Below are 26,120 nucleotides of genomic sequence, written 5' to 3'. Positions count from 1 at the left end.
CGTTCCTAACGCGCCCGGGGAAACGGCGGGTGAATCCGCTCAGCGGAGCGGCCGGCGCAGGAGCGCGTCGACCAGGCGCAGCGTGCGGGTGGTGCGGTCCTGGTCGATGGAGACGTCGGCCCCGCGTACGGCGTCACGGAGGCGCTCGACCTCGCCGATCATCGGGTTCCCGGGGGCGGCGACGTCGCGGGTCTCGGGTTCTCCTCCGCGCGGCGTGAGGACCAGCCGTCGCGGCGCATCGATGGCGTCGATGGAGAGAGAGGCCTCCTCGCCCTGGATCTCGCTCGGCAGGGACGTGTCGGTGATCTTCGACCAGGCCACGTCGGCGAGGAATCCGTCGTACTCGGCGATCGCGCTGCCGAGCCCGTCCGTACCCGAGGCGATCCCCACGCGCGCTCCCACGATGTCGCGGGGATCGCCGAAGAGGAGCACGAGCGCGTGCAGGGGGTAGACGCCCAGATCGCGCAGGGCGCTGCCCCCGAGCGCGGGGTCGAAGATGTTCGTCGGCTCGCCGGCCAGCACGTGGTCGTACCGCGCGGAGCGCTTCTCGTACCGGAACGAGACCCGGCGGATCCGGCCGAGCCGCGGCAGGAGCTCCTGGATCGTTTGGATGCCGGGGTCGTAGGCCGTGCGCATCGCCTCGAGCAGCACGACCTCCCGTTCGCGGGCGAGCTCGACCAGCTCTTCCCACTCCTCCGCCGTGAGGGTCGCCGGCTTCTCGACGAGCACCGGGATGCCGGCATCCACCGCCGCCCGCACCTGCTCGGCGTGCACGGAGTTGGGGCTCGCGATGTACACGGCGTCGCTGTCACCGGCGTCGAGCAGCCCCGCGAGGCCGTCGGCGACGCCCGGCGCCCCGACCCGTTCGGCGAAATCCCGCCCCCGGGGGAGGTCGCGGGAGGCCACCCGTCCGAGCTCGACGCCGTCGACGGCGTGCACGGCCCGCGCCAGCTGCTCGGAGATGGAACTCGTGCCGACGATGCCGATGCGGATCATCCCCTCATCATCCCGTGTCCTCACCCGCGCGGGCGTCCGGGGATTGCGCAATCCGTCCCGCTAGGATCGCCCTGATCGTGGGGACGATCGTCGCAACCCGGGGGAAGATTCGATGGTCACGCGCGCGCAACGACGCCGCCTCACTTCGCGGCGGGTCCGCCTGCGCCGCACGATCGTCGCGGTCGTGGCCGTCGCCCTCATCGCGGGCGGCGTGTCCCTGTTCGCGGTGCTGCGCGGGTCGACCGGCCTGCCCGTGGCGGAGACCCCGCCGACGCCGAGCCCGACGTCCACTCCGACGCCCACCCCCACCCCGACGCCGCTCACGGCCGCGCAGCAGCTCCTGTCCACGGCCACCGACCCTCGCGCGTGCGCCGTGTCGTTCGCGGGCGAGGGCATCGCTCTCGACCCGCAACTGCAGACGCAGGACGTGCGCTTCGACCAGCTCCCGATCCCCCGGGCCGAGGGTCGCGTCTTCGCCGGCTGGTACGCCAGCGCCGCCGACGCGGCCGCCCTGACGCTCCCGGCGCGGGTGAACGGGGCCGACCTCGTCGCGTGCACCGGCCGCGAGAAGACGTTGTACGCCGCGTGGACGACGCCCGAGGCGAATACGGCGGAGGATGCCGGCATCCCGATCCTGATGTACCACCAGTTCACGCGGAATCCCGAGGGCGAGGACAACTGGCTGCGCGCGAACTACACCTACATCGGCGACTTCGACGCGCAGATGGCCTACATCCAGCAGTCCGGTTTCTACTTGCCGACGTGGGACGAGCTGAGCGCCTTCATCGACGGAGCCCTGTTCCTGCCGAAGCACTCGGTCATCATCACCGACGACGACGCCGACAGCACGTGGCTCGAACAGGCGGCCCCGGTCGTCGACGGGCGCAACCTGCTCACCACGTCGTTCGTCATCACCTCGGCACGCACCGAGGGGACGCCCAACCGCTTCGTCCTGCAGCGCTCGCACACGCACGACATGCACCGCGCCGGCGCGAACGGCAAGGGTCGCATGGTGAACGACGACGCCGACACCATCGCCGCCGATCTGGAGCAGTCCGCCGCGATCCTCGGCGCGAAGGAGGTCGTGGCCTACCCCTTCGGGCATTACGACGAGACGACCAAGGAAGGCGTCCGCCGTGCCGGATTCGAGCTCGGCCGCACCATCGAGCACGGGTACGTGCACGTCGGGACGGACAAGCTCGCGCTCCCCGTCATCCGGATGAACTACGGCATGACGGTGGACGATCTGAGGGATGCCATCGGCTGACGCGGCGCCTCGTGGCACCGCTCCCGGGGATGCACGCCCCGCTACCTCCCAGCTAAATGATCCACAATCCTCATTTGGGCACGCGTCGGCCGTTCTACGCTGTGTACTTCCGGCTTCACCGAAACGCGAGCATTCATGGACCTTTCCGTCATCGTTCCGACCTTCAACGAGGGTCCGAACGTCGCCGAACTTGTCCGTCGAACGACGGCTGCGGTTCCGGGTCGTTCGGTCGAGATCATCTTCGTGGACGATTCGACCGATGACACCCCGGATGTGATCCGTGCCGTGGCCGGTGAGGCTTCGGTTCCGGTGCGGTTGCTGCACCGCGACGAGCCCGTGGGGGGTCTCGGGGGTGCGGTGGTCGATGGCATCCGGGCCGCGCAGTCCGATTTCTGTGTCGTGATGGATGGTGACCTGCAGCACCCGCCGGAGGTCATCGCCGAGCTCCTCGCCCGTGCCGAGGTCGGCGACGCCGATGTCGTCGTGGCGTCCCGGTACATCGCGGGTGGGACGTCCGAGGGGCTGGCCAACGCGGTGCGCACGCTGGTCTCGCGGGGATCGACGATGCTGACCAAGGCGATGTTCCCGCGGAAGCTGCACAACTGCTCCGACCCGATGACGGGGTTCTTCCTCGTGGATCGTCGCGCGTTGGATGTCGAGGGGCTGCGCCCGCGCGGGTTCAAGATCCTTCTGGAGATCCTCGCCCGTAAGCAGATGCGGGTGGCCGAGGTGCCGTTCTCGTTCGCGGCTCGCTTCGCGGGGGAGTCGAAGGCGTCGTTCAGTCAGGGCCTGCGGTTCCTGACCCAGCTCACGATGCTGCGGTTCGGGCGGATGTCCGCGTTCGCGGTCGTGGGCGGGATCGGTGCGGTCGCGAACCTCCTCATCACGTGGGCGCTGACAGGCCTGGGGGTGCAGTACCTGATCGCGTCGGTCATCGCGAGCGTGCTCACCATCGTGGGCAACTTCCTCGCCCTGGAATACCTGGTGTTCGCCGACATGCGCGCCGAGTCCGGGCTGATGCGCCACCGGTTCCTGAAGTCGTTCACCTTCAACGGCATCGAAGCGCTCGTGCGGATCCCGCTGCTGTGGCTGCTGGTCAGCGCCGCGCACCTGCACGTCGTGATCGCCACCGCCCTCACGCTGATCGCGGCGTTCGTGGTCCGGTTCGTGTACCACGCGCTGGTCGTCTACGCCCCCAAGCGCAGCCGCCTCGCGCAGATGCCCCTCCCCGAGACCCTCGAAGACGAACTCGCCGCCTGACCCCACCCGCGACCAGGCAACCCCCGGTCGGCGTACGCTGGAAGCATGTCCGACGCATCCATCCGCATGTTCGGCGCCGACTGGTGCCGTGACTGCATCCGCACGAAGAAGCAGCTCGACGACCTCGGCGTCGCCTACGAGTACGTCGACCTCGTGGCCGACCCCTCGGCGGCCGACGTGGCCAAGGAGATCTCGGGCCGCACGAACATCCCCGTCGTGGTCTACCCCGACGCCTCGCACCACGTCGAGCCCACCAACGCCGACGTCGAGGCCAAGCTCCGCGAGCTGTCGCTGATCTGACCCCGCCCGATGCTCACCGCCGCGTGGCCGGTTCGCCGACACGCGACCGGTGAGACCGGAACGGCCCTTCCCGCGTTCGTCGACCACCACGTGCACGCGCACCTGGTCGATCTGCACGCGTTGCCGGCGCGCGGTATCGCCGGAGTCCTCGACCTCGGTGGCGACCCGGTCGCCCTCGCGCGGATCGCTCGGGGTCTTCCGCACGTCGCCTTCGCGGGTGCCTTCCTCACCGTCCCGGGCGGATACCCCGGCGGACGGTCCTGGGCACCGGACGCCATCGTGCACACCGTCTCGAACGGCTCGCCGCATCCCGGCCAGCCCGGCGGTGCCCGCACCGCCGTGGACGCGCAGGCCGACGCCGGCGCCTCGGTCGTCAAGGTGGCTCTGAACGCCGACGCGGGCCCGGTGCCGTCGGACGAGATCCTCGCCGCGATCCTCGTCGCCGCGCGGGAACGCGGCCTGCCGGTCGTCGCGCACGCGCAGGGCGCCGGCCAGGTCGAGCGGGCGATCGACCTCGGCGTCGAGGCCCTCGCCCACGCACCCTTCGACGGCGCGCCGTCCCGACGGCTGCTCGCGCGCGCCGCGGACAGCGGCCAGGTGTGGATCTCGACCCTCGACATCCACCGCGGCGACGCACGCACCCGAGCGGTGCACCACCTGCGCGCGTTCGCCGCGCGCGGCGGCCGCGTCCTCTACGGCACCGACCTCGGCAACGGCCCGCTCCCCCTCGGCGTCAACCGCCGCGAGCTCCTCGCGCTGCAGGACGCGGGCGTGCGCGGTGACGCCCTCGTGGCATCCCTCAGCGATCCCTGGCCCGCCCGCTCCGGCCCCGACGGCGTCCGCACGTTCGTCGCCGGACCCGCCCCCGCCGACCCCGACGACATCGCGACGTGGTTGTCGCACGCGATCGTCGTCCCGACCGAGGAGCTCAGCCGTGTCGACTGAACCGTTCGCCGCCGAGGCCGAAGCCCTGGACGCGGCCGATCCGCTGGCGGCGCACCGCGACGCCTTCGTCGGAGCCGAGACGTCCCTGGTCTACTTCGACGGCAACTCCCTCGGGAGGCCGCCGCGCGCCACCGCGAGGCGACTCGCCGATTTCGTGACGGCCGAGTGGGGCGGTCGCCTCATCCGAGGATGGGACGAATCGTGGATGGACCTGCCCTTCCGGATCGGCGACAGGCTCGGGCGCCTGACCCTCGGCGCGGCGGCGGGGCAGACGATCATCGGCGACTCCACGACGGTCCTGCTCTACAAGCTGCTGCGGGCCGCGCTCTCCGAGCGTTCGGCGAGCGACCCGGAACGCGTCGAGATCGTCGTCGGGCGGGACGACTTCCCCACCGACCGGTACCTCGTCGAGGGGATCGCAGCCGAGCGCGGCGCGCGGGTCGTGTGGATCGAGGTCGACACCGCCCGCGGGGTGGATGCCGACCTGCTCCGCGCCGCGGTCGGCCCGCGGACCGCCGTCGTCCTGCTCAGCCACGTCTCCTACCGCTCCGGGTATCTCGCGGATGCCGAGAATCTCACCCGCATCGCCCACGACGCCGGCGCGCTCGTGCTGTGGGACCTCTGCCATTCCGCGGGTTCCGTCCCCGTCGCGCTCGACGCGTGGGGCGTCGACCTCGCGGTCGGCTGCACCTACAAGTACCTGAACGGCGGCCCCGGAGCACCCGCCTTCGCCTACGTCGCGGCTCGGCATCAGGGGACGCTCACCCAGCCGATCCAGGGGTGGATGGGCGCGGCCGACGTCTTCGCGATGGGACCGGAATACCGCCCGGCGGACGGCATGCGGCGGTTCCTGTCGGGCACCCCGCCGGTCCTCGCGATGCTGGCGATGCAGGACACGCTGGATCTCATCGACGACGCCGGCATCGAGGCGATCCGCGCGAAATCCGTGGCCCTGACCGAGTTCGCATTGCGGGTGGGCGATGGCATCCTGAGCCCGCTCGGAGTGACGCTGGCCTCGCCGCGCGACCCCTCGGAACGCGGCGGGCACGTGACGCTGTCGCACCCGGCGATGCGGGCGGTCACGGCGCGACTGTGGCAGCAGGACGTCATCCCCGACTACCGCGACCCGCACGGACTGCGGATCGGACTGGCCCCGCTCTCGACGAGCTTCACCGAAACCCTCACGGGACTCATGGCCGTCGCCGAGGCGGTCCGCACCGAGAGCTGAGGCGTGACGTCGTCACCGACAAGGTGGCGGCGCTAGCCTCGGAGCGTGGTCGACCCCCTCCTCATCATCGTCGGCGGGATCGTGGTGATCTCCCTCGTCACCGTGATCGCGCCGCGATTCAACGTCGCCGGTCCCCTGGTCCTCATGGCCATCGGGCTCGGGGTGAGCCTGCTGCCGTTCGTGCCGGCGTTCGCCGTCCCGCCCGAGGTGATCCTCATCGGCGTGCTCCCCCCGCTGCTCTATTCGGCGGCCGTGCAGCTCCCGGCGATCGAGTTCCGCCGCGATTTCGCACCCATCGCCGGGCTGTCGGTGCTGCTGGTCGTGCTGAGCGCGCTCGGACTCGGCCTGTTCTTCTGGGCGGTCATCCCCGGCATGGGGCTCGCGCTCGGCGTGGCGTTGGGCGCGATCCTGAGCCCGACGGATGCCGTGGCCACCTCCATCGCCAAGCGCCTGGGCATCGCTCCGCGCGTGGTCACGCTGCTCGAGGGCGAGAGCCTGCTGAACGACGCGACCGCGCTCGTGCTCCTGCGCACGGCGGTGGCGGCCGTGGCATCCGGATTCGCGTTCGCCGACGCCGTCGCGAACTTCGCCTGGGGCGTGCTGCTGGCGCTCGCGCTGGGGGCGCTCGTCGGGTGGGGCAATCTGCGGATCCGTGAGCGGGTGACCAATCCGGCGGCCAACACGGCGCTGAGCTTCACCGTTCCGTTCATCGCGTACCTCCCGACCGAGCACCTCGGCGGCTCGGGACTCGTCGCCGCCGTGGTCGCGGGCATCGTCACGGGTCAGGGCGCCGCCCGGCGCTTCACCCCGGAGCAGCGTGTCAGCGACCGCGTCAACTGGCGCACCATCGAGCTCATCCTCGAGGGCGGCGTCTTCCTCGTCTTCGGCCTGGAGCTGAAGGACATCGTCGGCGCGAACCTCCGGGAGCACGAGGGGCTCTGGTACGGCACGTGGCTCGCGCTCTCGGCGCTCGGTATCGCCCTCGGCGTGCGAGCGCTGTACGTCGCCGGTCTGATCTGGCTGCAGGGTCGACGCAGCCGCGGGCACTCCCGGTACCGCGAGCGCGCCGAACGCATCGGGGAGCGGGTCGACCAGCTTCAAGAGGCCTATCGCTCCGACCCCGAGACGTTCGGCCGCCGCGGAACCGATCCCGAGCGCGCCGAACGCCGATTCTCGTGGATGCGCCGACGGCTCGCCCGCACCACGGCCGACCTCGACTACTACCGCGACAGCCCCCTCGGTTGGCGCCACGGCGTCATCGTCGTGTGGGCGGGGATGCGCGGCGTCGTCACCCTCGCCGCCGCGCAGACCCTGCCCAGCGAGGGCGTGTCGGACCGCCCGCTGCTCATCTTCGTCGCGTTCCTCGTGGCCCTGTTCAGCCTGCTGCTGCAGGGGCTGACGCTGACGGCCGTCGTCCGCGCGGTCGGACTGTCGGAGGGCGGCGGAGAAGGACCCACGCGCGAAGAACAGCACGCCCTGGATGCCGAGCTGCGACAGGCCGCGGTCGCCGCGGTCACGTCGGGTACCCTCGCCCGCCGCAACGGCGAGGCGTTCCCCGCGGATCTCATCGAGCAGGCCGGGGCGCGGCTGACCCGCCCGCCGGACGACGACGTCACCACGCGGGCGCGCGACCTGCTGGAGCTGCGACTCGCCTCGATCGACGCGATGCGCCAGGAGCTGAACCGCATCAGCCACGACGGGCGGTACAGCACCGCGGCGCTCCGTCATGCGCTGGCCGAACTCGACGCCGACCAGTTGAGCCTCGAGCTGCGCATCGACGGCGACGACTAGGCGTCCCGCCGTCCCGCCGTCCCGCCGAGACGGTCGCGGGACGAGACGGTCGCGAGCCGCGGCGTGCGGCACAATGGACGTGGAGGTGCCCATGAGCGATCCGATCCCGACGCCGACGTCATCGGCGGACGCCACGAGCGCCGCCGTCCCCGTCGCGCACACCGCAGCCGACTGCCCGCAGTGCTTCACCGAGATGCAGGGCGACGGCGCGTGGTGGCGGGCTCGTCCCGCCGGGTCGCGCCTGGTCGGACTCGTCGTCTCGCGCGACGGCCTTCCCTCCGTCGTGCAGCAGCGCGACGATCTGACCCGGTTCGGCGTGCCCATCGAGGGGTTCCGCCACCCGGCGCCCGAGACCCTCGAGGACTGGGCGGCCCGTCTCGATCGCTTCTTCGGCACCCTGACGCGCGGCGACGTCCTGGTCGTCACGACCCTCGAAGCCCTCGGGGTGTCGCGCGCCGACGCCTCGCGCGCCGTGGCCGAGCTGCGCCAGCGCGGGGTCATCGTGAAGGTGCTCGCCCACGGTGACCGCCACCTGCACACCGCGACGGTGACTCCCCCGGCCTGAGCGTCGCCGCCGGAGCGCCCCGTCCCGCGGCCCCCCCACCGTTCGAGGGCGTCGGTCAGGATCCGACGTAGCGCGCGAGGTGCTCGCCCGTGAGGGTGGACCGGCCGGCCACGAGGTCGGCGGGAACCCCCTCGAACACGATCGATCCGCCGTCACGTCCCGCGCCCGGGCCGATGTCGATGATCCAATCGGCGTGCGCCATGACCGCCTGGTGATGCTCGATCACGACGACGGTGTTGCCGGCATCCACGAGGGAATCCAGGAGGGCCAGCAGGGTGTCGACGTCGGCGAGGTGCAGGCCCGTCGTCGGTTCGTCGAGCACGTACACGGCCCCCTTCTTGGCCATCGAGATCGCCAGCTTCAGGCGCTGGCGCTCACCGCCGGACAGGGTGTTGAGCGACTGTCCGAGCGTGATGTACCCGAGGCCCACGTCGACCAGCCGACCCAGCACCGCGACCGCGGGCCCCGTCGTGAGGAACGCGGACGCCTCGGCGATCGACATCTGCAGCACCTCGGCGATGTTCCTGCCGTCGAGGGTGTACTCGAGCACCTCGTCCGCGAAGCCCGTGCCCCCGCAGAGTTCGCAGGCCGTCTCGACCGTGGACTGGAAGCCGAGTTGCGTGACGATCACGCCCAGCCCGTTGCACGCGGGACACGCACCCTCGGAGTTCGCGCTGAACAGCGCTGGCTTGACGCCGTTCGCCTTCGCGAAGGCCGTGCGCACGGCATCGAGGATGCCGGTGTAGGTCGCGGGGCTGCTTCGCCGGGATCCCTTGATGGGCGACTGGTCGACGACGACGACGTCGTCGAAGGCCGGAAGGTTGCCGTGGATGAGAGACGACTTGCCCGAACCGGCGACCCCGGTCACGACGGTCAGGATGCCGAGCGGGACGTCGACGTCGACGTTCTTGAGGTTGTGCTGGGTCGCCCCGCGGATCGGCAGCGCGCCGGTGCGCTCCCGGACCGAAGGCCTCAGTCGCGCGCGGTGATCGAGGAAGCGGCCGGTCAGCGTGTCGGAACCGCGCAGTCCGGCGACATCGCCCTCGTACTGGATCGTCCCGCCGTCGCGACCGGCGCGGGGCCCGAGGTCGACGACATGGTCGGCGATCTCGATGACCTCGGGCTTGTGCTCGACGACGAGCACGGTGTTGCCCTTGTCGCGCAGCTGGCGCAGGGTGTCGTTCATCCGCTGGATGTCGTGCGGGTGCAGGCCCGCGGTCGGCTCGTCGAACACGTACGTGATGTCGGTCAGGCTCGAGCCGAGGTGACGGATCATCTTCGTGCGCTGCGCCTCGCCCCCCGAGAGCGTGCCGCTGGCGCGGTCGAGGGAGAGGTATCCGAGCCCGATGTGGACGAAGGCGTCGAGCGTGTCGCGGAGTCCGTCCACGATGGGCGCGACGGACGGGTCGTCGATGGTGCGCACCCAGGCGGCGAGGTCGGTGATCTGCATCGCCGCGGCATCCGCGATGTTGATCCCGTCGATGCGCGACGAGCGGGCGCCCTCGTTGAGGCGCGTCCCGTCGCATGCCGGGCACGGCACGAAGGTCACCGCTCGGTCGACGAAGGCGCGGATGTGCGGCTGCAGCCCGTCGCGGTCCTTCTGCAGCATGCTCTTCGTGATCTTCGGGACGAGACCCTCGTAGGTCATGTTCGAGCTGGCGATCCGCACCTTCCGCTGCTCGCCGTAGAGGAAGGTCTGCCGCTGCTCCGGGGTGAAGTCGCGCACGGGGGTGTCACCGTCGAAGAAGCCCGCCTCGGCGAAGATCCGCACCATCCAGCCGTCGGCGGTGTAGCCGGGCACGAGGATCGCGCCGTCGTTGAGCGAGAGCGACTCGTCGACGAGCTGCGAGACGTCGATGTCGCTCACCTGCCCGAGTCCCTCGCAGTCCGGACACATGCCGCCGGTGATCTCGAACGACCGCCGCTCCCTCTGCCCCTTGCGGGCTCCGGTCGCGATCGTTACTGCTCCCGCGCCGGAGAGGGACGGGACGTTGAAGGAGAACGCCTGCGACGACCCGACGTGGGGCTGCCCGAGCCGGCTGAAGAGCACGCGCAGCATCGCGTGCACGTCGGTCGCCGTGCCGACGGTCGAGCGGGAATTGGGCGCCATGCGCTCCTGGTCGACGCGGATCGTCGCGCTGAGGTTCTCGAGCGCATCGACCTCGGGCCGCGCGGGCTGCCCCATGAACTGCTGGACGAACGTCGGGTAGGTGTCGTTGATCAACCGCTGCGACTCGGCGGCGATCGTGCCGAACACCAGCGACGACTTGCCCGAACCGCTCACGCCCGTGAACACCGTCAGGCGCCGCTTCGGCACATCGACGTCGATGTTCTTCAGGTTGTTCTCGCGCGCACCGCGCACGCGGATGACGCCGTGAGCGTCGGCGGGGGCATCGGGCATGGCGGCCTCCTCGGCTGGGTCGCCCCTCAGTGTGCCCGAGGCCTCCGACATGCGCGACCGCGCCCGCGCCCCAAGAACGACGTCGCCCCCGCGGACGGATCCGCGGGGGCGACGAGAAGAGCGGGTCAGCCCTGGGCGCGACGGTTGGTGCGGGCGCTGCGCCCGACGACCATGCCCGTCGTGGGGGCGCCGGATGCCGACCGCCCGGCGCTCTGCGGACGACCGGCGTTGCCACCCGTGCGGGCGTTGCCGCCGGCACCCTGGCCGCGGCCGGCACCCGAACGCTGGCCCTGACGAGCGGGCTGCGCCGCGTCGGCCGCGGGGGCCGCCTGACCCGCACCGCGACCGCGACGACGACGGCCCTCGCCCGGGGCGGACACGCGGGGAGCGGCGTCCGAGGACCCCTGACCGCGGGCCGCGCGCTTGCGCTGGGCGTTGGCGCCCTGCGAACGTCCGCCGCCCTGGGGCTGCGCGACGATCGGCTCGGGCTTGACGTACGGCGCGACCTCGCCGACGAGCGCGACGACCTCGGGCGAGGCCGAGGTGACCGGCTGCGGGGTGACGTCGATCTTGGCCTTGCGCAGGATGTCGAGGGTGTCGCGACGCTGCTCGGGCAGCATGATCGTCACGACGTCGCCGGCCGAACCGGCGCGGGCGGTGCGACCGGAGCGGTGCAGGTACGCCTTGTGCTCGACGGGCGGGTCGACGTGGACGACGAGCTCGACGCCGTCGACGTGCACACCGCGAGCGGCGACGTCGGTCGCGACGAGGACCTTCGCCCGGCCTTCGCCGAAGGCCGCGAGGTTGCGGTCGCGGGCGGGCTGCGACAGGTTGCCGTGCAGGTCCACCGTCGGGATGCCGGCGGCGGTGAGCGCCTTCGCGAGCTTCTTGGCCTGGTGCTTGGTGCGCATGAAGAGGATGCGGCGAGCCGTGCCGGAGGCGAGGGTCTCGACGAGCTTCTTCTTGGCATCCGCGTCGGCCGGGACGAACACGTGGTGGGTCATCGCGGCGACGTGCGAGTGGGCCTCGTCGACGGAGTGCAGGACCTCGTTGCGGAGGAAGCGCTTGACGAGCTTGTCCACGCCGTTGTCGAGAGTCGCCGAGAACAGCAGGCGCTGGCCGTCGGCGGGCGTGCGCGCCAGCAGACGCGTGACGCCGGGGAGGAAGCCGAGGTCGGCCATGTGGTCGGCCTCGTCGAGGACGGTGATCTCGACGTCGCCGAGGTCGGCGAAGCCCTGCCCGATGAGGTCTTCGAGGCGGCCGGGGCACGCGACGAGGATGTCGACACCGGCGCGCAGGGCGTCGACCTGACGCTTCTGGTTCACGCCGCCGTAGACGGTGGTGGTGACGAGGTCGTAGGCCGCGGCGAGGGGCTTGATGACCTCGTCGATCTGGTTGGCGAGCTCACGGGTGGGGGCGAGCACGAGAGCGCGGGGCTTGCGACCGCGGCGGCGGTCGCTCTTCGCGGCCAGACGCGCCACGAGGGGCAGGGAGAACGCGAGGGTCTTGCCGGAGCCGGTCTTGCCGCGGCCGAGCACGTCGCGCCCGGCGAGGGTGTCGGGCAGGGTGTCGGCCTGGATCGGGAAGGGCTCGTTCTTGCCCTGCTCGGCGAGCACGGCGATGAGCGGCGCGGGCACGCCGAGGTCGGTGAAGTTCTGGGACGTCATGAAGTCTCCTGCCGGCGCGCACGCACGCACGGCGGTTCGGGATGCCGCGATGCTGCGGCTGCAATGGGCGAAGGCGCCGGGTGGCGCATCCGTTCGCCGTGAAGGTCAAAGGCCCGCGGGAAGGGGGCCGGTGCGTTCGACGACGCTGGGAGCGAGAGCTCCGGGATCCAGTCTAGCGGGTGCGGTCAAGCCGCCGCTCGCCAGCAGCCCGCGACGTGATCGTCGACCATTCCCGAGGACTGCATCAACGCGTACATGGTGGTGGGTCCGACGAAGCGGAACCCGCGGCGCCGCAGCTCTTTGCTCATCGCCTCGGACTCAGGCGTCACGGCTGGAACCTCGGCGAACGATGACGGAGGCGTGTGCGCGGCGGGAGCGAACGACCACAGCAGGGCGTCGAGCTCGCCGGTGTCCATGCCCGCGACGAGGGCGGCGTTGCCGATCACGGCCTCGATCTTGCCGCGGTGGCGGATGATCCCGGCATCCTGAAGCAGGCGATCGACGTCGTCGGGCCCGAACGCGGCGACGATCGACGGCTCGAACCCGTGGAACACCTCGCGGAAGCGCGGCCGCTTGCGCAGGATCGTGATCCACGACAGACCCGCCTGGAAGCCCTCGAGGCTCATCTTCTCGAACAGCGGCCGGTCGCCCCGCAACTCGGTGCCCCACTCCTCGTCGTGGTAGCGCCGGTACTCGGTGTCGTCGCCGGCCCACGCGCACCGGGCGACGCCGTCGGCGTCGATGATGAGGTCGCTCATGCTCTCAGCGTAGGCCGGGGGTCGGACACGGGCCGGGCGCAAGCCCTGGCCCCGCGGTCAGCTGACCGCTACCTTCCCGGGCATGCACACCGTTCCCCTCGGTCCCCGCCGGACACGCGTTTCGCTCGTCCTCGGCCTGGTCCTTGCGCTCGTCATGATCGTGATCGGCATCGTCACCATCGGCGTGAACGGACCGCTCTGGTTCGCGATCGTCCTGCTCGTCGCGGGCGCGCTCATCGCCGCGCTCGCCCTCGTGCGACTGGTGCTGCTGCGCCGCAGCTGACACGACGGAGGGCGGCGGTCCTCGCGACCACCGCCCTCCGTCCGTGCGCCTACTTGCCGGGCTTCTTCTCCGGCACCGGGGCGTTGCCCGAGGCACGCAGCGCCGCGTAGTACGACGCCGCCTCGTTCTGCCGGTCGTCCTCGACGCCCGTGGCGATCGAGGCGCGGATGTGCTCGGGGCCGTAACCGAACGCGTCCACGAGGTCCTGCGCGTGCGGTCGCAGTCGGACGCAGAGCCGGTCGATGTAGCTCGACACCGCCGCCGCGCGCTGCGTCGAGAGGCGGCCGTTGATCAGGTACCAGGCCAGGTGCTTCTCGATGAGCTGCAGGCCGAAGAGGTCGCGCAGCCACGTCAGCACCTGGCGGGAGCCGTCGTCGCCGAGACGGTTGACGGCGTCGGTGAACGCCTCCCACTGCAGGAGCTCACCGTGGGCCCGGGCGGCTTCGATCAGCTCGGCCTGGTTCTCGTTGAAGAGTGCCGCCGCCTCCTCGCGGGAGAGCTTGGATGCCGGGCGCAGCCGCCCCGCGATGTCGGCCACCATCTGCTGCACGCGGTCGGCGAGTAGCTCGTGCTGCTGCTGAGCGCGGAGTCCCTTCTCCACCGAGCGGGCCGTCGAGCCGCGGTCGGTCACGGCCTGACCCAGCTGACGCAGACCCGCACCGTGGAAGAGCTTGCCCGCGGTCTGCCCCACCGCGAACGCGGCGAGGGCCTTGGCATCCTTGCCCTTGAACTGACGGGCGTAGTCGGCGAGCAGGCGCTTGCCGACGAGCTGCAGGAGGACGTTGTTGTCGCCCTCGAAAGTGACGTAGATGTCGAGGTCGGCGCGGAGCCCCACGAGACGGTTCTCGAAGAGGAAGCCCTGACCGCCGCACGCTTCGCGCGACTCCTGCAGGGTGTCCAGCGCGTGCCACGTCGACAGGGGCTTCAGCGCGGCGGCGAGCGTCTCGAGGTCTTCGCGATCGGCATCCGTGTCGAGGCGTCCGCTGAAGACGCCGTCGAACTTCTGAAGGAACTCGTCGTGCGCGAAGATCTGCGCGTACGTCGTCGCCAGGCGCGGCAGGAGGCGGCGCTGGTGCTTGCCGTAGTCGAGCAGGGTGACCTCGGGCGTCCCGCTGCCCGAATCGAACTGTCGACGCTGGTTGCCGTAGGTGATCGCGATCGTGAGGCCGATCGCGGACGCCCACGCGGCCGCACCGTCGAGCGAGACGCGTCCCTGGACGAGGGTGCCGAGCATCGTGAAGAAGCGACGACCGGGGCTGGCGATGTCGCTCGAGTAGCTGCCGTCGGCGGCGACGTCGCCGTAGCGGTTCAACAGGTTCTCACGGGGGACGCGCACGTGGTCGAAGTGGAGGCGTCCGTTGTCGATGCCGTTGAGGCCACCCTTGAGGCCGTCGTCCTCGCCGCCGATGCCGGGGAGGAAGGCCCCCTCGTCATCGCGGAGCGGAACGTAGAAGCAGTGCACGCCGTGGTTCACGCCGTTGGTGATGAGCTGGGCGAACACGGTCGCGGCCTTGCCGTGCAAGGCGGCGTTACCGAGGTAGTCCTTCCACGCACCGCGGAACGGCGTGTGGATGACGAACTCCTCGGTGTCGGCGTCGTAGGTGGCCGTCGTGCCGATGGCGGCGACGTCGGATCCGTGGCCGGTCTCGGTCATCGCGAAGGCCCCGGGGATGTCGAGGCTCATGATGCCGGGCAGCCACTTCTCGTGGTGCTTCTGGGTTCCGAGCTGCAGCACGGCCGAGCCGAACAGGCCCCACTGCACGCCCGACTTGATCTGCAGGCTGGGGTCGGCGGCCACCAGCTCCTCGAACCCGGCGATGTTCGCGCCGTTGTTCTCCTCGCCCCCGAACCGCTTCGGGAACGCGCGGTGCACGGCCTTGCGCGCGACGAGCTCGTGCAGCTGGCCGAGGGTCCGCTCGCGGTGCGCGTCCATGGCGAGGCTGTCGTCGCGCCAGAAGATCGGATCCTTCAGCATCGCGCGCGCCTCCCGGCGCGTGTCCGCCCACGTTCCGAGCAGGAGGTCGGTGACCTGCTCGATGTCGATGCGGTTCTCGGCGGCCTCGGCGGCGGAATGCGCGGCTGTCGGCGCACCCCCGACGGGGGTACGCGTGCTTGTGGCGGGCGTGGTGGGACGGACGGCGGCGTCGGTCATTTCGGCACCTTTCGACGTTGCAAAGGGATGCCTCCACGGTAGGAGTCCCACAACAGCCGATCAAACATTGTGTGAGGTGGCCACAATGCGCTCGCGCGACGCCGGGTCGGTTGGTTGTGGGGCGTCAACATCCTGGGAGCGTGCCGAGCGCGTCAGTGCTGGGCGACGACCGCGAGGATGCCGTCGCCGTAGGCCTCCCGCTTCTTGGCGCCGATGCCGGTGATGCCGTCGAGGTCGCCCATCGACGACGGCCGCGCGGCCGCGATCGCGCGGAGCGTCGCATCACCGAACACGATGTATGCCGGCACGCCCTGCTCGCGCGCCTGCTCGGCGCGCCACGCGCGCAGCGCCTCGAACAGATCGCGGTCGCCGGCAGCGACGTCGTCGGCACTGGACTTGCGCGGGCGCGATCCGCCACCCCCACCGGCGCGACCGAGGGCATCGCGGCGCAGAGGTACCGGCGTCTCTCCGCGCAGCACGCCACCCGACGCCTCGCTGAGCGCGAGGGTGCCGTAGTCACCCTGGGCGACGATGATGCCGCGCGCGAGGAGCTGACGGATGACACTGCGCCAGTCCTGATCGGACAGGTCGGCGCCGAGCCCGTACGTGGAGAGGCGATCGTGGCCCTGCTGAGCGATGCGCTCGGTCTTGGCGCCGCGCAGGATGTCGATCAGGTGGCCGGCGCCGAAGGCCTGCCCGCGCTCGCGCTGCAACCGGACGATCGTGGACAGCAGCTTTTGCGCCGCCACCAGGCCGTCCCACGTGTCGGGCGGCGTCAGGCACGTGTCGCAGTTGCCGCACGGCTCGGACGGTTCACCGAAGTACGACAGCAGGTTCTGGCGGCGGCATCCGACCGTCTCGCACAGGGCGAGCATGGCGTCGAGGTGCTGGCCGAGACGCATCTTGTAGGAACGGTCGCCGGGAGACTGGTCGATCATGCGGCGCTGCTGCACGACGTCGCCGAGGCCGTACGCCATCCACACCACCGAGGGATCGCCGTCGCGGCCCGCGCGACCCGTCTCCTGGTAGTAGCCCTCGACCGACTTGGGCAGGTCGATGTGGGCGACGAAGCGGACATCGGGCTTGTCGATGCCCATGCCGAAGGCGATCGTGGCGACCATGATCACCCCGTCGTCGCGGAGGAAGCGCGACTGGTTCGCCGCGCGCACCGAGGCGTCGAGGCCCGCGTGGTACGGCAGGGCGTCGAGGCCCTGCGCGGCGAGGTACGCCGCGGTCTGCTCGACGCTCTTGCGGCTCAGGGCATACACGATGCCCGCCGACCCCTCGGGCTGGGAGCGGATGAACGACACGAGCTGGCGGCGGGGGTCGACCTTCGCGTCGACGCGGTACTGAATGTTGGGCCGGTCGAAGCTCGCGACGAACGTGCGGGCGTCGCGGAGGCGCAGGCGCTCGACGATCTCGCGGGCGGTCTCGGGGGTGGCGGTCGCCGTGAGAGCCATGCGCGGGACACCGGGGAACCGCTCGGCGAGGTCACCCAGGGCGAGGTAGTCCGGCCGGAAGTCGTGGCCCCACTGCGACACGCAATGGGCCTCGTCGATCGCGATGACGCTCAGTCGACCGCGCGAGAGCAATCCGAGCGTCTGGGCTCCGTTCAGTCGCTCCGGAGCGACGTAGAGGAGATCGAGGTCGCCAGCGAGATACGCCTGCTCGACCGCCTGCCGCTCGGCCGGGGCCTGCGTCGAGTTCAGGTACGCCGCCCGCACGCCGTTGGCGACGAGGGCGTCGACCTGGTCGTGCATGAGCGCGATGAGCGGGCTCACCACCAGACCCGTGCCCGGACGCACCAGGGCCGGCACCTGGTACGTGACGCTCTTGCCGCCGCCGGTCGGCATAAGCACGACGGCGTCGCCGCCGTCGATGACCTGCTGGACGATGTCGGCCTGATCGCCGCGGAAGGCGTCGTAGCCGTAGACCTCGTGCAGCACCTCGCGCGGATCGCGCCCGGTGAAATCGCGCACGTCGGGCAGTTGGCGAGCGGTTCCGGTCACCACCGCGGCTCGCGCGAACCGGGAGGTCGTGGCATCCATCGGCGGGGGCGGAGCGTCGGGGTCGTCGGGCGGGGCGAACAGATCGGGATCCCAGTCCGCCGCCGCGTACGGATCGTCGTATCCGTCGAACGCCTCGGGAGGCGCATCGGCGTACGGCTCGGGGGCGGCGCCGGGGAAAGTCACTCCACCACGGTAACCCCGGGCACGGACACGCATCCGGCGAGCGCTCTGTTCGGGGGAGGAATCGTGAGGAATCGGGGGTGTGGAGGATCACTGCAACGCGCGGGTCAGCGGCGTCGGCGGGAGGTCGGATGCCTCGAGCTCGACACGTCGCGCGGAGCAGCCGACGCAGCGGACGTACCGCACCCGCCCTTCGCTCGTCGCGTGCACCGAGTCGGTGATCCACGCGTGTTCGTGGACGGGGGCGACGGGCGGGGCGAGGGTGTCGACGGCGGTCATGAGGCCAGCGTGCTGTAATGCAGTTATGCATCTCAACCCTTACGGGGAGTACGCCGTGCTGCTCGCGGCGTCGCTCGCGAACGACTGGCCCGCCGACCGCGCGGGCATCGAGGAGCGCACGCGCGAGCTCGGCATGACGATGGCGTTCCCGGTGGCATCCGACGACCACCCGCGCACGCGCGACGTGATCGACCGGTGGCTGCGGGTCGTCGATGAGCCCGACCCCGCGGCGCGCGCGGCGCTGCTCAACCTCGAGATGGCCGGGGCGGCGGCGTATCCGCGGCTCACCGACCACGACGGCGAGGGCTGGCACCTCCACTACCGCGACACCGACGACTCGCTCCCCCGAGTGCTGGCGGCGGTGATCTCGGTGGGCACCGCGCTGCACCTCGTCACCCGCGGCACCCACCGCCTGGGCCGATGCGGCGCCGCCCCCTGCGACCGCGTCGTCGTCGACGTCACCCGCAACGGCCGTCAGCGCTACTGCTCGGTGCGCTGCGCGAACCGCGCCGCCGTGCGCCGGCACCGCGCGCGCGGCTGAACCACCAACCCCGAACCACGAACGCCCACCGGCGCTTGCACAGCGTGCCGCGCGGCACCGGGGATGGCGGAACAGGGCTCGCCCTGCGAACGTTGAGGGCAGTACCGACGACCGGAGGCGACATGACCGACGCAGTGACCGTGACCCGCAACGACGAGGCGCGCCGATACGAAGTGCACGTGGACGGCGAACTGGGCGGGGTGCTGCAGTTCCGTCCGGCCGGTGAGGGACGCGTGGTCCTCCCCCACACCGAGATCGACTCCTCGTTCAAGGGCAAGGGCCTGGGTTCGACGCTCGCCAGCGAAGCGCTGGCGGATCTCGCCCGTCGCGGCGACACGATCGTGCCCACGTGCCCGTTCGTCGCGCACTACCTTCGCGAGCACGACGTCCCCGGCCTCGTCATCGAGTGGCCCCGCGAGGAAGACGCGGCCGACTCGGCGGATCCCGGCGAGCCGGCATGACCCGACTCGACGTCGCGCCACCGGCATCCGAGGGCCCGGTCGACTGCGACGGACCGCGCGCCCTCGTGGTCGAGGCCCGGGAGGTCCCGCTCGGGGGCGTCCGCAACATGGAGGTGCACCGCACCCTTCCGCATCGTGCGCTGCCGATGGTGGGGGCGTGGTGCTTCCTCGACCGGTTCGGACCGCAGGAGACCCTGATGCGGGTCGAGCCGCACCCCCACATCGGCCTCCAGACCGTGACCTGGCCGATCGTCGGCGAGGTGCGCCACCGGGATGCCGTGGGCAGCGACGTCGTCGTCCGCCCCGGCGCTCTGAACCTGATGACCAGCGGCGACGGCATCGCGCACTCGGAATACTCGGTCGGCGACGACCCCATTCCCCTCGACGCACTCCAGCTCTGGGTGGCTCTGCCGGAGTCCCGCCGTCACGGCGGACCGGCGTTCGAGCGGCACGAGAACCTCCCGGTCCTGGATCTCGGCGAGGGTGCGGACGCCATCGTCGTGATGGGCTCGCTCGGGGGAGTCTCGTCCCCCGCCACCGTCCACACCGCCATCGTGGGAGCGGAGCTCCGGCTGCCCGCCGGCATCCCGGTCCGCGTGCCCCTCGACACCCGATGGGAATATGCCCTCTACGGCATGATCGGTTCCGCCGAGGCGCAGACGGGGGTGGATGCCGTCGACGCGGACGCCGCACGCCGCACCACTCCTCTCGCGACCGCGGAGGCCACGGCATCCGTCGACGGATCGCGTCTGCTCTACCTCGGCACGGGCCGCGACCACGTGGAACTGGTGTCCGCCGAGGGCGCCCGCGTCTTTCTGCTCGGCGGTGAGCCGTTCGAAGCGGACATCGTGATGTGGTGGAACTTCGTGGGTCGTTCGCACGACGAGATCGCCGCGGCCCGCGAGGCCTGGGAGGCCGGTGCTCCGCGCTTCGGCACCGTCGTCGACCACGGTCCCGAGCGCATCCCCGCCCCGCCGCTCCCCGCCGTGCGGCTCACGCCGCGCCGCCGCCGGGTGTAGCGCGCGTCGGGCGGGGCTTCACTGTCCAGGACACGCGGACGGCCCGGCCCGGCATCCGCGTGTCTTGGACACTCAACCTGGGGCGGGGGCGAACACCCGGCCCGGACGCGAACGCACACCCCGAACGCGAACGCGGACGCGGCGCCCGAGCCGGAGCCCGGACGCCGCGTCGGCGTGAGGATCAGCGCAGCACGATGAACGCGCTGTACGCCTCCGAGGCCGAGACGGTGTCACTGCCCTCGTACTCCGCGGTCACGATGCGCAGGCCCCGCGTCTGCGGGTCGAGCGTGATCGTGGCACGGCCGTCCTCGAGGGTCGCCGTGTACGGCTTCCCGGCGACGGTCACCGTCACCTCACCGGTCGCCGCAGGACCACCCGAGGGGCGGACCTTGACGGTCAGGGTGTAGGTGTCGCTCGTGCGGCCGACCCACGGGCTCACCGTCACGGTCGTCCGCGACGAGGCCACGACGGGCACGCCCGCGCTGTCCGCGGTGCCGGTGAGCCCGGTACCGGCGTCGGTCGCGGTCACCCGCACCGAGAGCACCGCACCGACGTCGTCGCGCTTCACGCGGTACGTCGACAAGGTCGCGCCCTCGATCGGCTCGCCGCCGCGCAGCCACTGGAACGTCGTGGTGACCTCGGCCGGGTCCCAGGTGCCGGCGGTCGCCGTCAGGGTGCGGCCGAGCTTCGGCGTGCCCGAGATCGTCGGAGCGTCGACGTTGACGGGGGCCGCCTGACCCGAGTCGACCGTCAGCACCGTCTGCACGTTGGATTCGCCGTACTGCACGACCCCGAGGTACCGGGTCTGCGGCTGCAGTCCCTGCCACGACAGGTCGTAGGTCGTCGCCACTCCCTGCTCGGCGGGGATCGGATTCGGCGTGGCCGTGAGCTGCCCCTCGCCGCCGGGCTGGACGTTCGCGTAGGTCATGTCCCACGTGAACGGCGCCGTGAACGAGTAGATGTTCGCCTCGACGAGGTAGGTGCCGGGGGTCGGGTTCGGCAGCGAGACCCGCTCGTCCGCCGAGCCGGTCGCCGAGGTGAACCGCTCGTAGTACCGGAGGTCGTCCGGGCTCACCACGCGCGACACGAACAGGTCGAGGTCGCTGCCGGTGTCGTCGGAGGAGTCGAGGTCGAAGCGCGAGAGGGTCGTCCCCTCGGGCACGTCCACGATCCACCGGACGTAGCCGTCCGCGTCACCCGAGTCCTGGTCGCCGGAGTGTCCGTCGACCGGGTTGTCGGGATCGGTCAGCAGGGTGACGGCCGAGAGACCCGACACCGTCAGCGGCAGGTCGCCGCTCACGCCGGGGAGGATCTCCACGCCCGTCGAACCCGACAGCCCGGTGCCCGCGACCTCGGCCGGAGCCTCGGCGGTCGTCGGCCGCACCGCGATCGGCGAGCGCACCTGGGTGTCGCCGCTGGTCCACGTGAGGAAGCCCGTCGTCCACTGCTCGGCTGCCGCGGTGGTGCGGGAGAACGTGACCGTGAAGGTCTGCGTCTCGCCCGCCGCGCCGAAGGTCAGCGTGGACGGCTCGACCGTGGCATCCAGTCCGGGGACGTCGATGGATGCCTCGAACGTGCCCGCCTGCGTGGAGGTCACGGTGCGCGTGACGGTCTGCGGCTTGGCCAGGGATCCGATGGAGATGGATGCCAGGTTCAGGTCGCTGCCGTCGATCGGCTCGACGCCGAAGTCCTCGAGGCCCTTGCCCTGCAGGAACGCCGCCCAGTCGGCGGGACCGTTGAGGTACAGCAGACCCGGGTCGAAGTACTTCGTCGGGTCGACGTGACCCGCACCCTGCGCGAACGGATCCTGCGCGGGAGCGCCCTCGACGTCGACGGTGTCGTACGCCGTGGTCATCATGGCGGACTTCACCTCGGCGGGCGTGGCCAGCGGCCGCTCACCCAGGTACAGGGCGGCGAGACCGGCGATGTGCGGCGAGGACATGGACGTGCCCGAGAGGAACTCGAACGTGGGAGCCGCACCCTCGGCGTTCGCGGCGGCGGCGAGGATCGCCACGCCGGGCGCCGAGATGTCGGGCTTGAGCACGTCGCTGCCGTCGGCGAGCATCGGTCCGCGGCTGGAGAAGCCGGCGACCTGCGGCGTCGGCGTCTCGACTCCCGTGACGTTCTCGCCCACGAGGGTCGCCGTGGCATCCGCGTTCCCCCGCACGTAGGCGAGGAGGTCGTCGCGGTAGCGCGCGTCGATGTGCACGGTCGGCACGGAGTGGAAGTCGTTGTCGACCGACGCGGGGGTGACGTTGACGAGGATCATGCCGATCCCGCCCGCCTCCTTCACGGCCTGCGACTTCTCGATGCGCGCGTTCTGCCCGCGGTCGCACACGACGATCTTGCCGGCGGCCTGCGCCGCGTCGAGCGATCCGAGGAGGCACAGGGCGGCGTTCGCCGGATCCGCTCCGGATGCCGCGATGTCGCCGGCGTAGACCACCGGTCCCGTCACGTCCTCACCCGCCCGGACGGAGACCGAGGCACCCGCGGCCTGGAAGCCGTTCGGGAGCTTCACGGTGCCCTCGTAGGTCGGGATCGTGGAAGCCGCGACCGTGGTGTACCAGGGCGAGGCGTGGTCGGCGGTCGAGGCGTCGGGGCCGGAGTTGCCGGCCGAGACGGCGACGAAGATGCCCGCGGCGGCGGCGTTGAAGAACGCCGCGTCCTCGAGGGCGAGGGTGGTGGTGGCCGCCCCGCCGCCGATGGAGTAGTTGATCACGTCGACGCCGTCGGCGACCGCGGCGTTGATGGCGCCGAGCAGGTCGCTCAGCGCGCAGACGTCGTCGGTGGTGACGAGCGGGTCGGGACCGGAGTAGCAGGCCTTGTACGCGGCGACCTTCGCGGCCGGGGCCACGCCCGAGATGGCACCGAAGTCGATGCCCTCGACGCTGGCCTCGACGCCGTTGTTGCCGGCGGCCGTGCTCGCGGTGTGCGAGCCGTGCGCGTCGCCGTCGCGCGGGGAGCGGTAGTCGGCCTCGAAGGTGAAGCCGGTCGCGGCGGCACCCTGGTCGAAGTAGCGCGCGCCGACGAGCTTCGTGGAGTAGTCGTCGACCGACCAGCCGTCGCCCGTGGCGACGCGCGGCGACCGGAAGTCGGTGCCGTCGGCCTTGCGGTAGACGACGTCGTTGCCGTCGAGGTACGGCTGATCGCCGGGCGTCGTGCCGAGCGGGTCGCCCGCGAACGACGGGTTCTCGGGCGCGATGCCGGTGTCGACGACACCGACCACGACACCCTCGCCCGCCGCGTCGACTCCGCCGACCTGCTGCCACACGCCGCCGTCGCCCTCGAGCCCGAGGAACTCGGTCGAGGGGACGGCCGCCGGGTGGCGGATCTCGTCGGGGACGACCTTCTGCACGCCCTTCGTGGCGGCGAGCTTCGCGGCCTGGTTCGGGTCCATCGCCGCGCTGAAGCCGTTGACGGCGAGCGTGTACGAGTAGTCGGCATCCACCCCGGCTTCGTCAGCGACGTCCTGCTGGCGCTGCTCGAGGAAGGCCGAGTACTCGCGGACGGCATCCGAACCGGTGTCGAGGCGGGCATCGTCGGACTTCGTCGCGCGCAAGCCCGCTTCGCCGCCGTCATAGGTGGCGACGGGCGCTTCGTCGAGGACGACGATGTACCGCCCGGTGGCGGATTCGATGGGTGTGGGAGGGGTCACCCCCTCGCCCACGACGGCGGCCTGCGCGGAGGTGACTCCGGCAGCGGTGAAAAGCCCGGCCAATGCGATGGCCGCGGCCGAACGCAGGGTACGACCCATAGTGCGCTCCAAACGGGGGGATGAATTGAGCGATGTGCGCGACTTCTTCGGCGCGCGTCGCACAAACATAACTCACGGCGAATTCATCACCAACGGTTTCTTTTGGACTCCGTCCGGTAACCGGATGCCGCGGTCCCGATACGCTGACCCCGTGTCGTCGGCATCCCGTCTGTCCACCCGCGTCCTCCTCGTCTGCGCGGCGATCGGCGTGGGCACGGGGATCCTGGGCGGTGCCGCGGGCTGGCTGACGCTCGTCGTGCTGGCCGCCGCGCCCTGGGCGTACGGTCTCGTGCTCGGGTCGCACGTCCTGCCGGGGATCATCGCCCAGCAGGTCGTCCGCCGGGCGTGGGTGGCGCTGCTGACCCACGTGCTCGCGGCGCTGGTGGCGAGCGCCATGGCTCCGCAGTGGACCTTCCGCTTCCTCGGGACCGCGATCCTCTTCGGCGGCATCCAGGAGGCCGTCGCCGCCCTCACCCGCTACCGCGTGTGGGCCGCGGCCCGCTTCTTCGTGTCGGCCGTGATCATCGGGGTGCTCGTGGCCGCGGCGGTGTGGTTCGCCGCCGACATCGGCGCGCTGGCCCCGTGGGCCCGGATCACCTATCTCGTGATCGGCGTGCTCGGTCCGGTCGTCTGGACGGCCGTCGGTCTCGCGATCGGGTCGGGACTGCGCGGAGCCGGCGTCGCGCGCGGGCTGTCGCGACGCTAGGGCGTGTCGGCGAGGCCGGCGTCGAGCGCGCGCGCGGTGAGCGTCAGGACGTCGCGGGCGAGCGTCTCGTCGTCGCGTCCGACTCTCAAGCCGGCGGGCACCTGATCGTCGAGGAGGAGCCCTGCCAGGCCGTGTACGAACGACCACGAACTGATGAGCGCGTCACCCGGTGTGTCGTCACCGAAGGCACCGCGCATCATCGCGGCGGCTGAGGCCTCGCTCGCGACGGACTCGCCGCTCTCACCGCCGGCCGCCCCGGAGAACATGAGGCGGAAGAGCGCGCGGTGCTCGAGCGCGAACCGCACGTAGGCGAGGCCGCTCTCGACGAGAGCGTTCCGCGGGTCCGAGATGTCGGCGCGGGATGCCGCGAGCCCGTCGAACCCGGAGGCGGCCAGAGCCGCGAGCAGCTCATCCTTGCTGGCGAAATGGCGATAGGGCGCGTTGTGGGACACGTCCGCGCGCCGGGCCACCTCGCGAAGGCTCAGTGCACCGACACCACCCTCCTCGAGGAGCTCCTCGGCGACGTCGAGGAGCCGGGTCCTCAGGTCGCCGTGGTGGTACGAGCGCGCAGAAGTTGACACTGCCAACATCCCTTCCCTATCATGTGGGCACTGCCAACATCCTAGAGGAGGATCACATGAGCGAGAGCATCCCTCCCGCCCGCGACGTCTGGATCATCGGTGCGTCTCGCGGCCTCGGCCTCGAGATCGCGCGGCGCTACGCGGACGTCGGCCGGTCCGTCGTCGGCTTCGCACGGTCCGAGATCGCCGACGCCGCACCCTTCCGTCACGTCGCGGCCCTCGATGTCGGCGACGACGTCGCGGTCGACGCGACCGTCGATCGCACGATCCGCGAGCGGGGTACGCCGGCGCTCGTGGTCTACCTGGCGTCGCAGCTCTACCAGGGCAGCATCCTCACGCGCGCAGAGGGCGACCTCGTCCGCGAGGTCGACATCACCTACCTCGGGTTCGTGCGAGTGGCACGCGCGCTCGCCCGCCACAAGGATGCGGACAAGCCCGTCCGTCTCGTCGCGACGGCATCGACGCTCGGGTACATCGGCACGCCGTCGCTCGACAACTTCAGTGCCGCGAAAGCCGCTCTCCTCTCGTTCGCACGCTCCGCGCGCCACGAGCTCGGCACCCGGGGCATCGAGATCGCCATCGTCTCGCCGCCGCACATGGAGAACGGCGCGGATCTCGTCGGCCCTCAGCGCTACCCGATGTCGTGGGCCGCCCCGCGGTTCGCGCGCGAGGCGGCGGGTCACCGCTCCGAGTACCTTCTCGGGGCGTCCAACCGCAGCATGCAGGCCATGGCGCGATACGCGCCCGGTCTGGCGCGCTCAATCATGCAGGGCATCGGCGCCGACGCTCTCGAACGAGGCGCGTCGACCGTCCACGCCTAGGGCGCAGAGCCGGCGGGCTCAGCCGACCCACCGGTGTCGCGAGGAGCAGGGCGGGGACAAGAGCGGTGGGGATGCCGCCGGGTCTGACCCGGGGCTGATCACGCTCCCCGCGCGGCTCCCGGGGACACATTGCGCCGCCGGAACCACGACGATCTG

Annotated in this window: 22 protein-coding genes; 13 read left to right on the top strand and 9 right to left on the bottom strand. The window is 71.4% G+C overall.

Annotation, left to right across the window (positions count from 1 at the left end; all coding sequences use genetic code 11):
• Positions 1-39: 39 nt before the first annotated feature.
• Positions 40-996 (bottom strand): Gfo/Idh/MocA family protein, encoded by a 957-nt coding sequence (locus tag P8R59_RS07910; protein WP_278103485.1) that lies wholly within the window; start codon positions 994-996, stop codon positions 40-42.
• Between the two features lie 112 nt (positions 997-1,108).
• Between P8R59_RS07910 and P8R59_RS07905 the strand changes: the two genes are divergently transcribed.
• The 7 genes from P8R59_RS07905 (at position 1,109) to P8R59_RS07875 (ending at position 8,352) form a co-directional block, all read left to right on the top strand.
• A complete protein-coding gene (locus P8R59_RS07905) occupies positions 1,109-2,263 on the top strand; it encodes a polysaccharide deacetylase family protein (protein WP_278103484.1) in 1,155 nt (384 codons plus the stop codon).
• 135 nt (positions 2,264-2,398) lie between these two features.
• Positions 2,399-3,523, top strand: coding sequence for a glycosyltransferase (locus P8R59_RS07900; RefSeq protein WP_278103483.1), 1,125 nt, complete (start codon positions 2,399-2,401; stop codon positions 3,521-3,523).
• Positions 3,524-3,568: 45 nt separating this feature from the next.
• Positions 3,569-3,823 (top strand): glutaredoxin family protein, encoded by a 255-nt coding sequence (locus P8R59_RS07895; RefSeq protein WP_278103482.1) that lies wholly within the window; start codon positions 3,569-3,571, stop codon positions 3,821-3,823.
• Positions 3,824-3,832: 9 nt separating this feature from the next.
• A complete protein-coding gene (locus tag P8R59_RS07890; protein WP_278103481.1) occupies positions 3,833-4,768 on the top strand; it encodes an amidohydrolase family protein in 936 nt (311 codons plus the stop codon).
• Complete coding sequence (locus tag P8R59_RS07885) at positions 4,758-5,996, top strand: kynureninase (RefSeq protein WP_278103480.1); 1,239 nt, start codon at positions 4,758-4,760, stop codon at positions 5,994-5,996. Before P8R59_RS07890 ends, P8R59_RS07885 begins: the two co-directional genes overlap by 11 nt.
• Positions 5,997-6,041: 45 nt before the next feature.
• Positions 6,042-7,787 carry a cation:proton antiporter gene (locus P8R59_RS07880; protein ID WP_278103479.1) on the top strand — a complete coding sequence of 582 codons (1,746 nt, stop codon included), beginning with the start codon at positions 6,042-6,044 and terminating at the stop codon, positions 7,785-7,787.
• Between the two features lie 91 nt (positions 7,788-7,878).
• Entirely contained in the window at positions 7,879-8,352 is a 474-nt protein-coding gene (locus tag P8R59_RS07875) for a dehydrogenase (RefSeq protein ID WP_278103478.1), read from the top strand.
• A 55-nt stretch (positions 8,353-8,407) separates the two neighbouring features.
• On the opposite strand, the gene P8R59_RS07870 is transcribed toward P8R59_RS07875, so the two are convergent.
• From P8R59_RS07870 to P8R59_RS07860, 3 genes are all read right to left on the bottom strand, one after another.
• Positions 8,408-10,753 carry an excinuclease ABC subunit UvrA gene (locus tag P8R59_RS07870; protein ID WP_278103477.1) on the bottom strand — a complete coding sequence of 782 codons (2,346 nt, stop codon included), beginning with the start codon at positions 10,751-10,753 and terminating at the stop codon, positions 8,408-8,410.
• A gap of 125 nt (positions 10,754-10,878) precedes the next feature.
• Positions 10,879-12,420, bottom strand: coding sequence for a DEAD/DEAH box helicase (locus P8R59_RS07865; protein ID WP_278103476.1), 1,542 nt, complete (start codon positions 12,418-12,420; stop codon positions 10,879-10,881).
• Between the two features lie 185 nt (positions 12,421-12,605).
• Positions 12,606-13,178 (bottom strand): DNA-3-methyladenine glycosylase I, encoded by a 573-nt coding sequence (locus tag P8R59_RS07860; RefSeq protein ID WP_278103475.1) that lies wholly within the window; start codon positions 13,176-13,178, stop codon positions 12,606-12,608.
• 82 nt (positions 13,179-13,260) lie between these two features.
• Here P8R59_RS07860 and P8R59_RS07855 point away from each other — a divergent pair, with 82 nt between their 5' ends.
• Positions 13,261-13,461, top strand: a complete 201-nt coding sequence (locus P8R59_RS07855; RefSeq protein WP_278103474.1) for a hypothetical protein — start codon at positions 13,261-13,263, stop codon at positions 13,459-13,461.
• 49 nt (positions 13,462-13,510) lie between these two features.
• On the opposite strand, the gene P8R59_RS07850 is transcribed toward P8R59_RS07855, so the two are convergent.
• The 3 genes from P8R59_RS07850 to P8R59_RS07840 form a co-directional block, all read right to left on the bottom strand.
• Positions 13,511-15,613 carry an acyl-CoA dehydrogenase gene (locus P8R59_RS07850; protein ID WP_278103473.1) on the bottom strand — a complete coding sequence of 701 codons (2,103 nt, stop codon included), beginning with the start codon at positions 15,611-15,613 and terminating at the stop codon, positions 13,511-13,513.
• 152 nt (positions 15,614-15,765) lie between these two features.
• On the bottom strand, positions 15,766-17,805 hold the full coding sequence (recQ, locus tag P8R59_RS07845; protein ID WP_278103472.1) for a DNA helicase RecQ: 2,040 nt from the start codon (positions 17,803-17,805) through the stop codon (positions 15,766-15,768).
• An 87-nt stretch (positions 17,806-17,892) separates the two neighbouring features.
• Positions 17,893-18,081, bottom strand: coding sequence for a hypothetical protein (locus tag P8R59_RS07840; RefSeq protein ID WP_278103471.1), 189 nt, complete (start codon positions 18,079-18,081; stop codon positions 17,893-17,895).
• Between the two features lie 25 nt (positions 18,082-18,106).
• On the opposite strand from P8R59_RS07840, the gene P8R59_RS07835 reads away from it, so the two are divergent.
• The 3 genes from P8R59_RS07835 to P8R59_RS07825 all read left to right on the top strand — a co-directional run bounded on the left by P8R59_RS07835 (position 18,107) and on the right by P8R59_RS07825 (position 20,102).
• A complete protein-coding gene (locus tag P8R59_RS07835; protein WP_278103470.1) occupies positions 18,107-18,622 on the top strand; it encodes a CGNR zinc finger domain-containing protein in 516 nt (171 codons plus the stop codon).
• A gap of 122 nt (positions 18,623-18,744) precedes the next feature.
• Positions 18,745-19,083: a GNAT family N-acetyltransferase gene (locus P8R59_RS07830; RefSeq protein ID WP_077050828.1), complete on the top strand. Its 339-nt coding sequence runs from the start codon at positions 18,745-18,747 to the stop codon at positions 19,081-19,083.
• Positions 19,080-20,102 carry a pirin family protein gene (locus tag P8R59_RS07825; protein WP_278103469.1) on the top strand — a complete coding sequence of 341 codons (1,023 nt, stop codon included), beginning with the start codon at positions 19,080-19,082 and terminating at the stop codon, positions 20,100-20,102. The genes P8R59_RS07830 and P8R59_RS07825 overlap by 4 nt, the downstream gene beginning before the upstream one ends.
• 181 nt (positions 20,103-20,283) lie before the next feature.
• Here the strand turns inward: P8R59_RS07825 and P8R59_RS07820 are convergent, their stop codons facing one another.
• Positions 20,284-23,856: a S8 family serine peptidase gene (locus P8R59_RS07820; protein WP_278103468.1), complete on the bottom strand. Its 3,573-nt coding sequence runs from the start codon at positions 23,854-23,856 to the stop codon at positions 20,284-20,286.
• A 151-nt stretch (positions 23,857-24,007) separates the two neighbouring features.
• On the opposite strand from P8R59_RS07820, the gene P8R59_RS07815 reads away from it, so the two are divergent.
• A complete protein-coding gene (locus P8R59_RS07815; protein ID WP_278103467.1) occupies positions 24,008-24,562 on the top strand; it encodes an ECF transporter S component in 555 nt (184 codons plus the stop codon).
• On the opposite strand, the gene P8R59_RS07810 is transcribed toward P8R59_RS07815, so the two are convergent.
• Entirely contained in the window at positions 24,559-25,143 is a 585-nt protein-coding gene (locus P8R59_RS07810; RefSeq protein WP_278103466.1) for a TetR/AcrR family transcriptional regulator, read from the bottom strand. The two genes, P8R59_RS07815 and P8R59_RS07810, sit on opposite strands and share 4 nt — an antisense overlap.
• Positions 25,144-25,199: 56 nt before the next feature.
• On the opposite strand from P8R59_RS07810, the gene P8R59_RS07805 reads away from it, so the two are divergent.
• Complete coding sequence (locus tag P8R59_RS07805) at positions 25,200-25,964, top strand: SDR family NAD(P)-dependent oxidoreductase (RefSeq protein WP_278103465.1); 765 nt, start codon at positions 25,200-25,202, stop codon at positions 25,962-25,964.
• The last annotated feature ends 156 nt before the right edge of the window (positions 25,965-26,120 follow it).

The sequence above is a fragment of the Microbacterium proteolyticum genome, from assembly GCF_029639405.1.
Lineage (GTDB): Bacteria > Actinomycetota > Actinomycetes > Actinomycetales > Microbacteriaceae > Microbacterium.
The sequence above is the reverse complement of the archived record's forward strand: the minus strand, read 5'-3'. Positions and strand labels throughout refer to the sequence as shown.

Coding starts and splice junctions, on each gene's coding strand:
- P8R59_RS07910 (WP_278103485.1), bottom strand. CDS start 996: ATGATCCGCATCGGCATCGTCGGCACGAGTTCCATCTCCGAGCAGCTG.
- P8R59_RS07905 (WP_278103484.1), top strand. CDS start 1,109: ATGGTCACGCGCGCGCAACGACGCCGCCTCACTTCGCGGCGGGTCCGC.
- P8R59_RS07900 (WP_278103483.1), top strand. CDS start 2,399: ATGGACCTTTCCGTCATCGTTCCGACCTTCAACGAGGGTCCGAACGTC.
- P8R59_RS07895 (WP_278103482.1), top strand. CDS start 3,569: ATGTCCGACGCATCCATCCGCATGTTCGGCGCCGACTGGTGCCGTGAC.
- P8R59_RS07890 (WP_278103481.1), top strand. CDS start 3,833: ATGCTCACCGCCGCGTGGCCGGTTCGCCGACACGCGACCGGTGAGACC.
- P8R59_RS07875 (WP_278103478.1), top strand. CDS start 7,879: ATGAGCGATCCGATCCCGACGCCGACGTCATCGGCGGACGCCACGAGC.
- P8R59_RS07870 (WP_278103477.1), bottom strand. CDS start 10,753: ATGCCCGATGCCCCCGCCGACGCTCACGGCGTCATCCGCGTGCGCGGT.
- P8R59_RS07865 (WP_278103476.1), bottom strand. CDS start 12,420: ATGACGTCCCAGAACTTCACCGACCTCGGCGTGCCCGCGCCGCTCATC.
- P8R59_RS07860 (WP_278103475.1), bottom strand. CDS start 13,178: ATGAGCGACCTCATCATCGACGCCGACGGCGTCGCCCGGTGCGCGTGG.
- P8R59_RS07855 (WP_278103474.1), top strand. CDS start 13,261: ATGCACACCGTTCCCCTCGGTCCCCGCCGGACACGCGTTTCGCTCGTC.
- P8R59_RS07850 (WP_278103473.1), bottom strand. CDS start 15,613: ATGACCGACGCCGCCGTCCGTCCCACCACGCCCGCCACAAGCACGCGT.
- P8R59_RS07840 (WP_278103471.1), bottom strand. CDS start 18,081: ATGACCGCCGTCGACACCCTCGCCCCGCCCGTCGCCCCCGTCCACGAA.
- P8R59_RS07835 (WP_278103470.1), top strand. CDS start 18,107: ATGCATCTCAACCCTTACGGGGAGTACGCCGTGCTGCTCGCGGCGTCG.
- P8R59_RS07830 (WP_077050828.1), top strand. CDS start 18,745: ATGACCGACGCAGTGACCGTGACCCGCAACGACGAGGCGCGCCGATAC.
- P8R59_RS07825 (WP_278103469.1), top strand. CDS start 19,080: ATGACCCGACTCGACGTCGCGCCACCGGCATCCGAGGGCCCGGTCGAC.
- P8R59_RS07820 (WP_278103468.1), bottom strand. CDS start 23,856: ATGGGTCGTACCCTGCGTTCGGCCGCGGCCATCGCATTGGCCGGGCTT.
- P8R59_RS07805 (WP_278103465.1), top strand. CDS start 25,200: ATGAGCGAGAGCATCCCTCCCGCCCGCGACGTCTGGATCATCGGTGCG.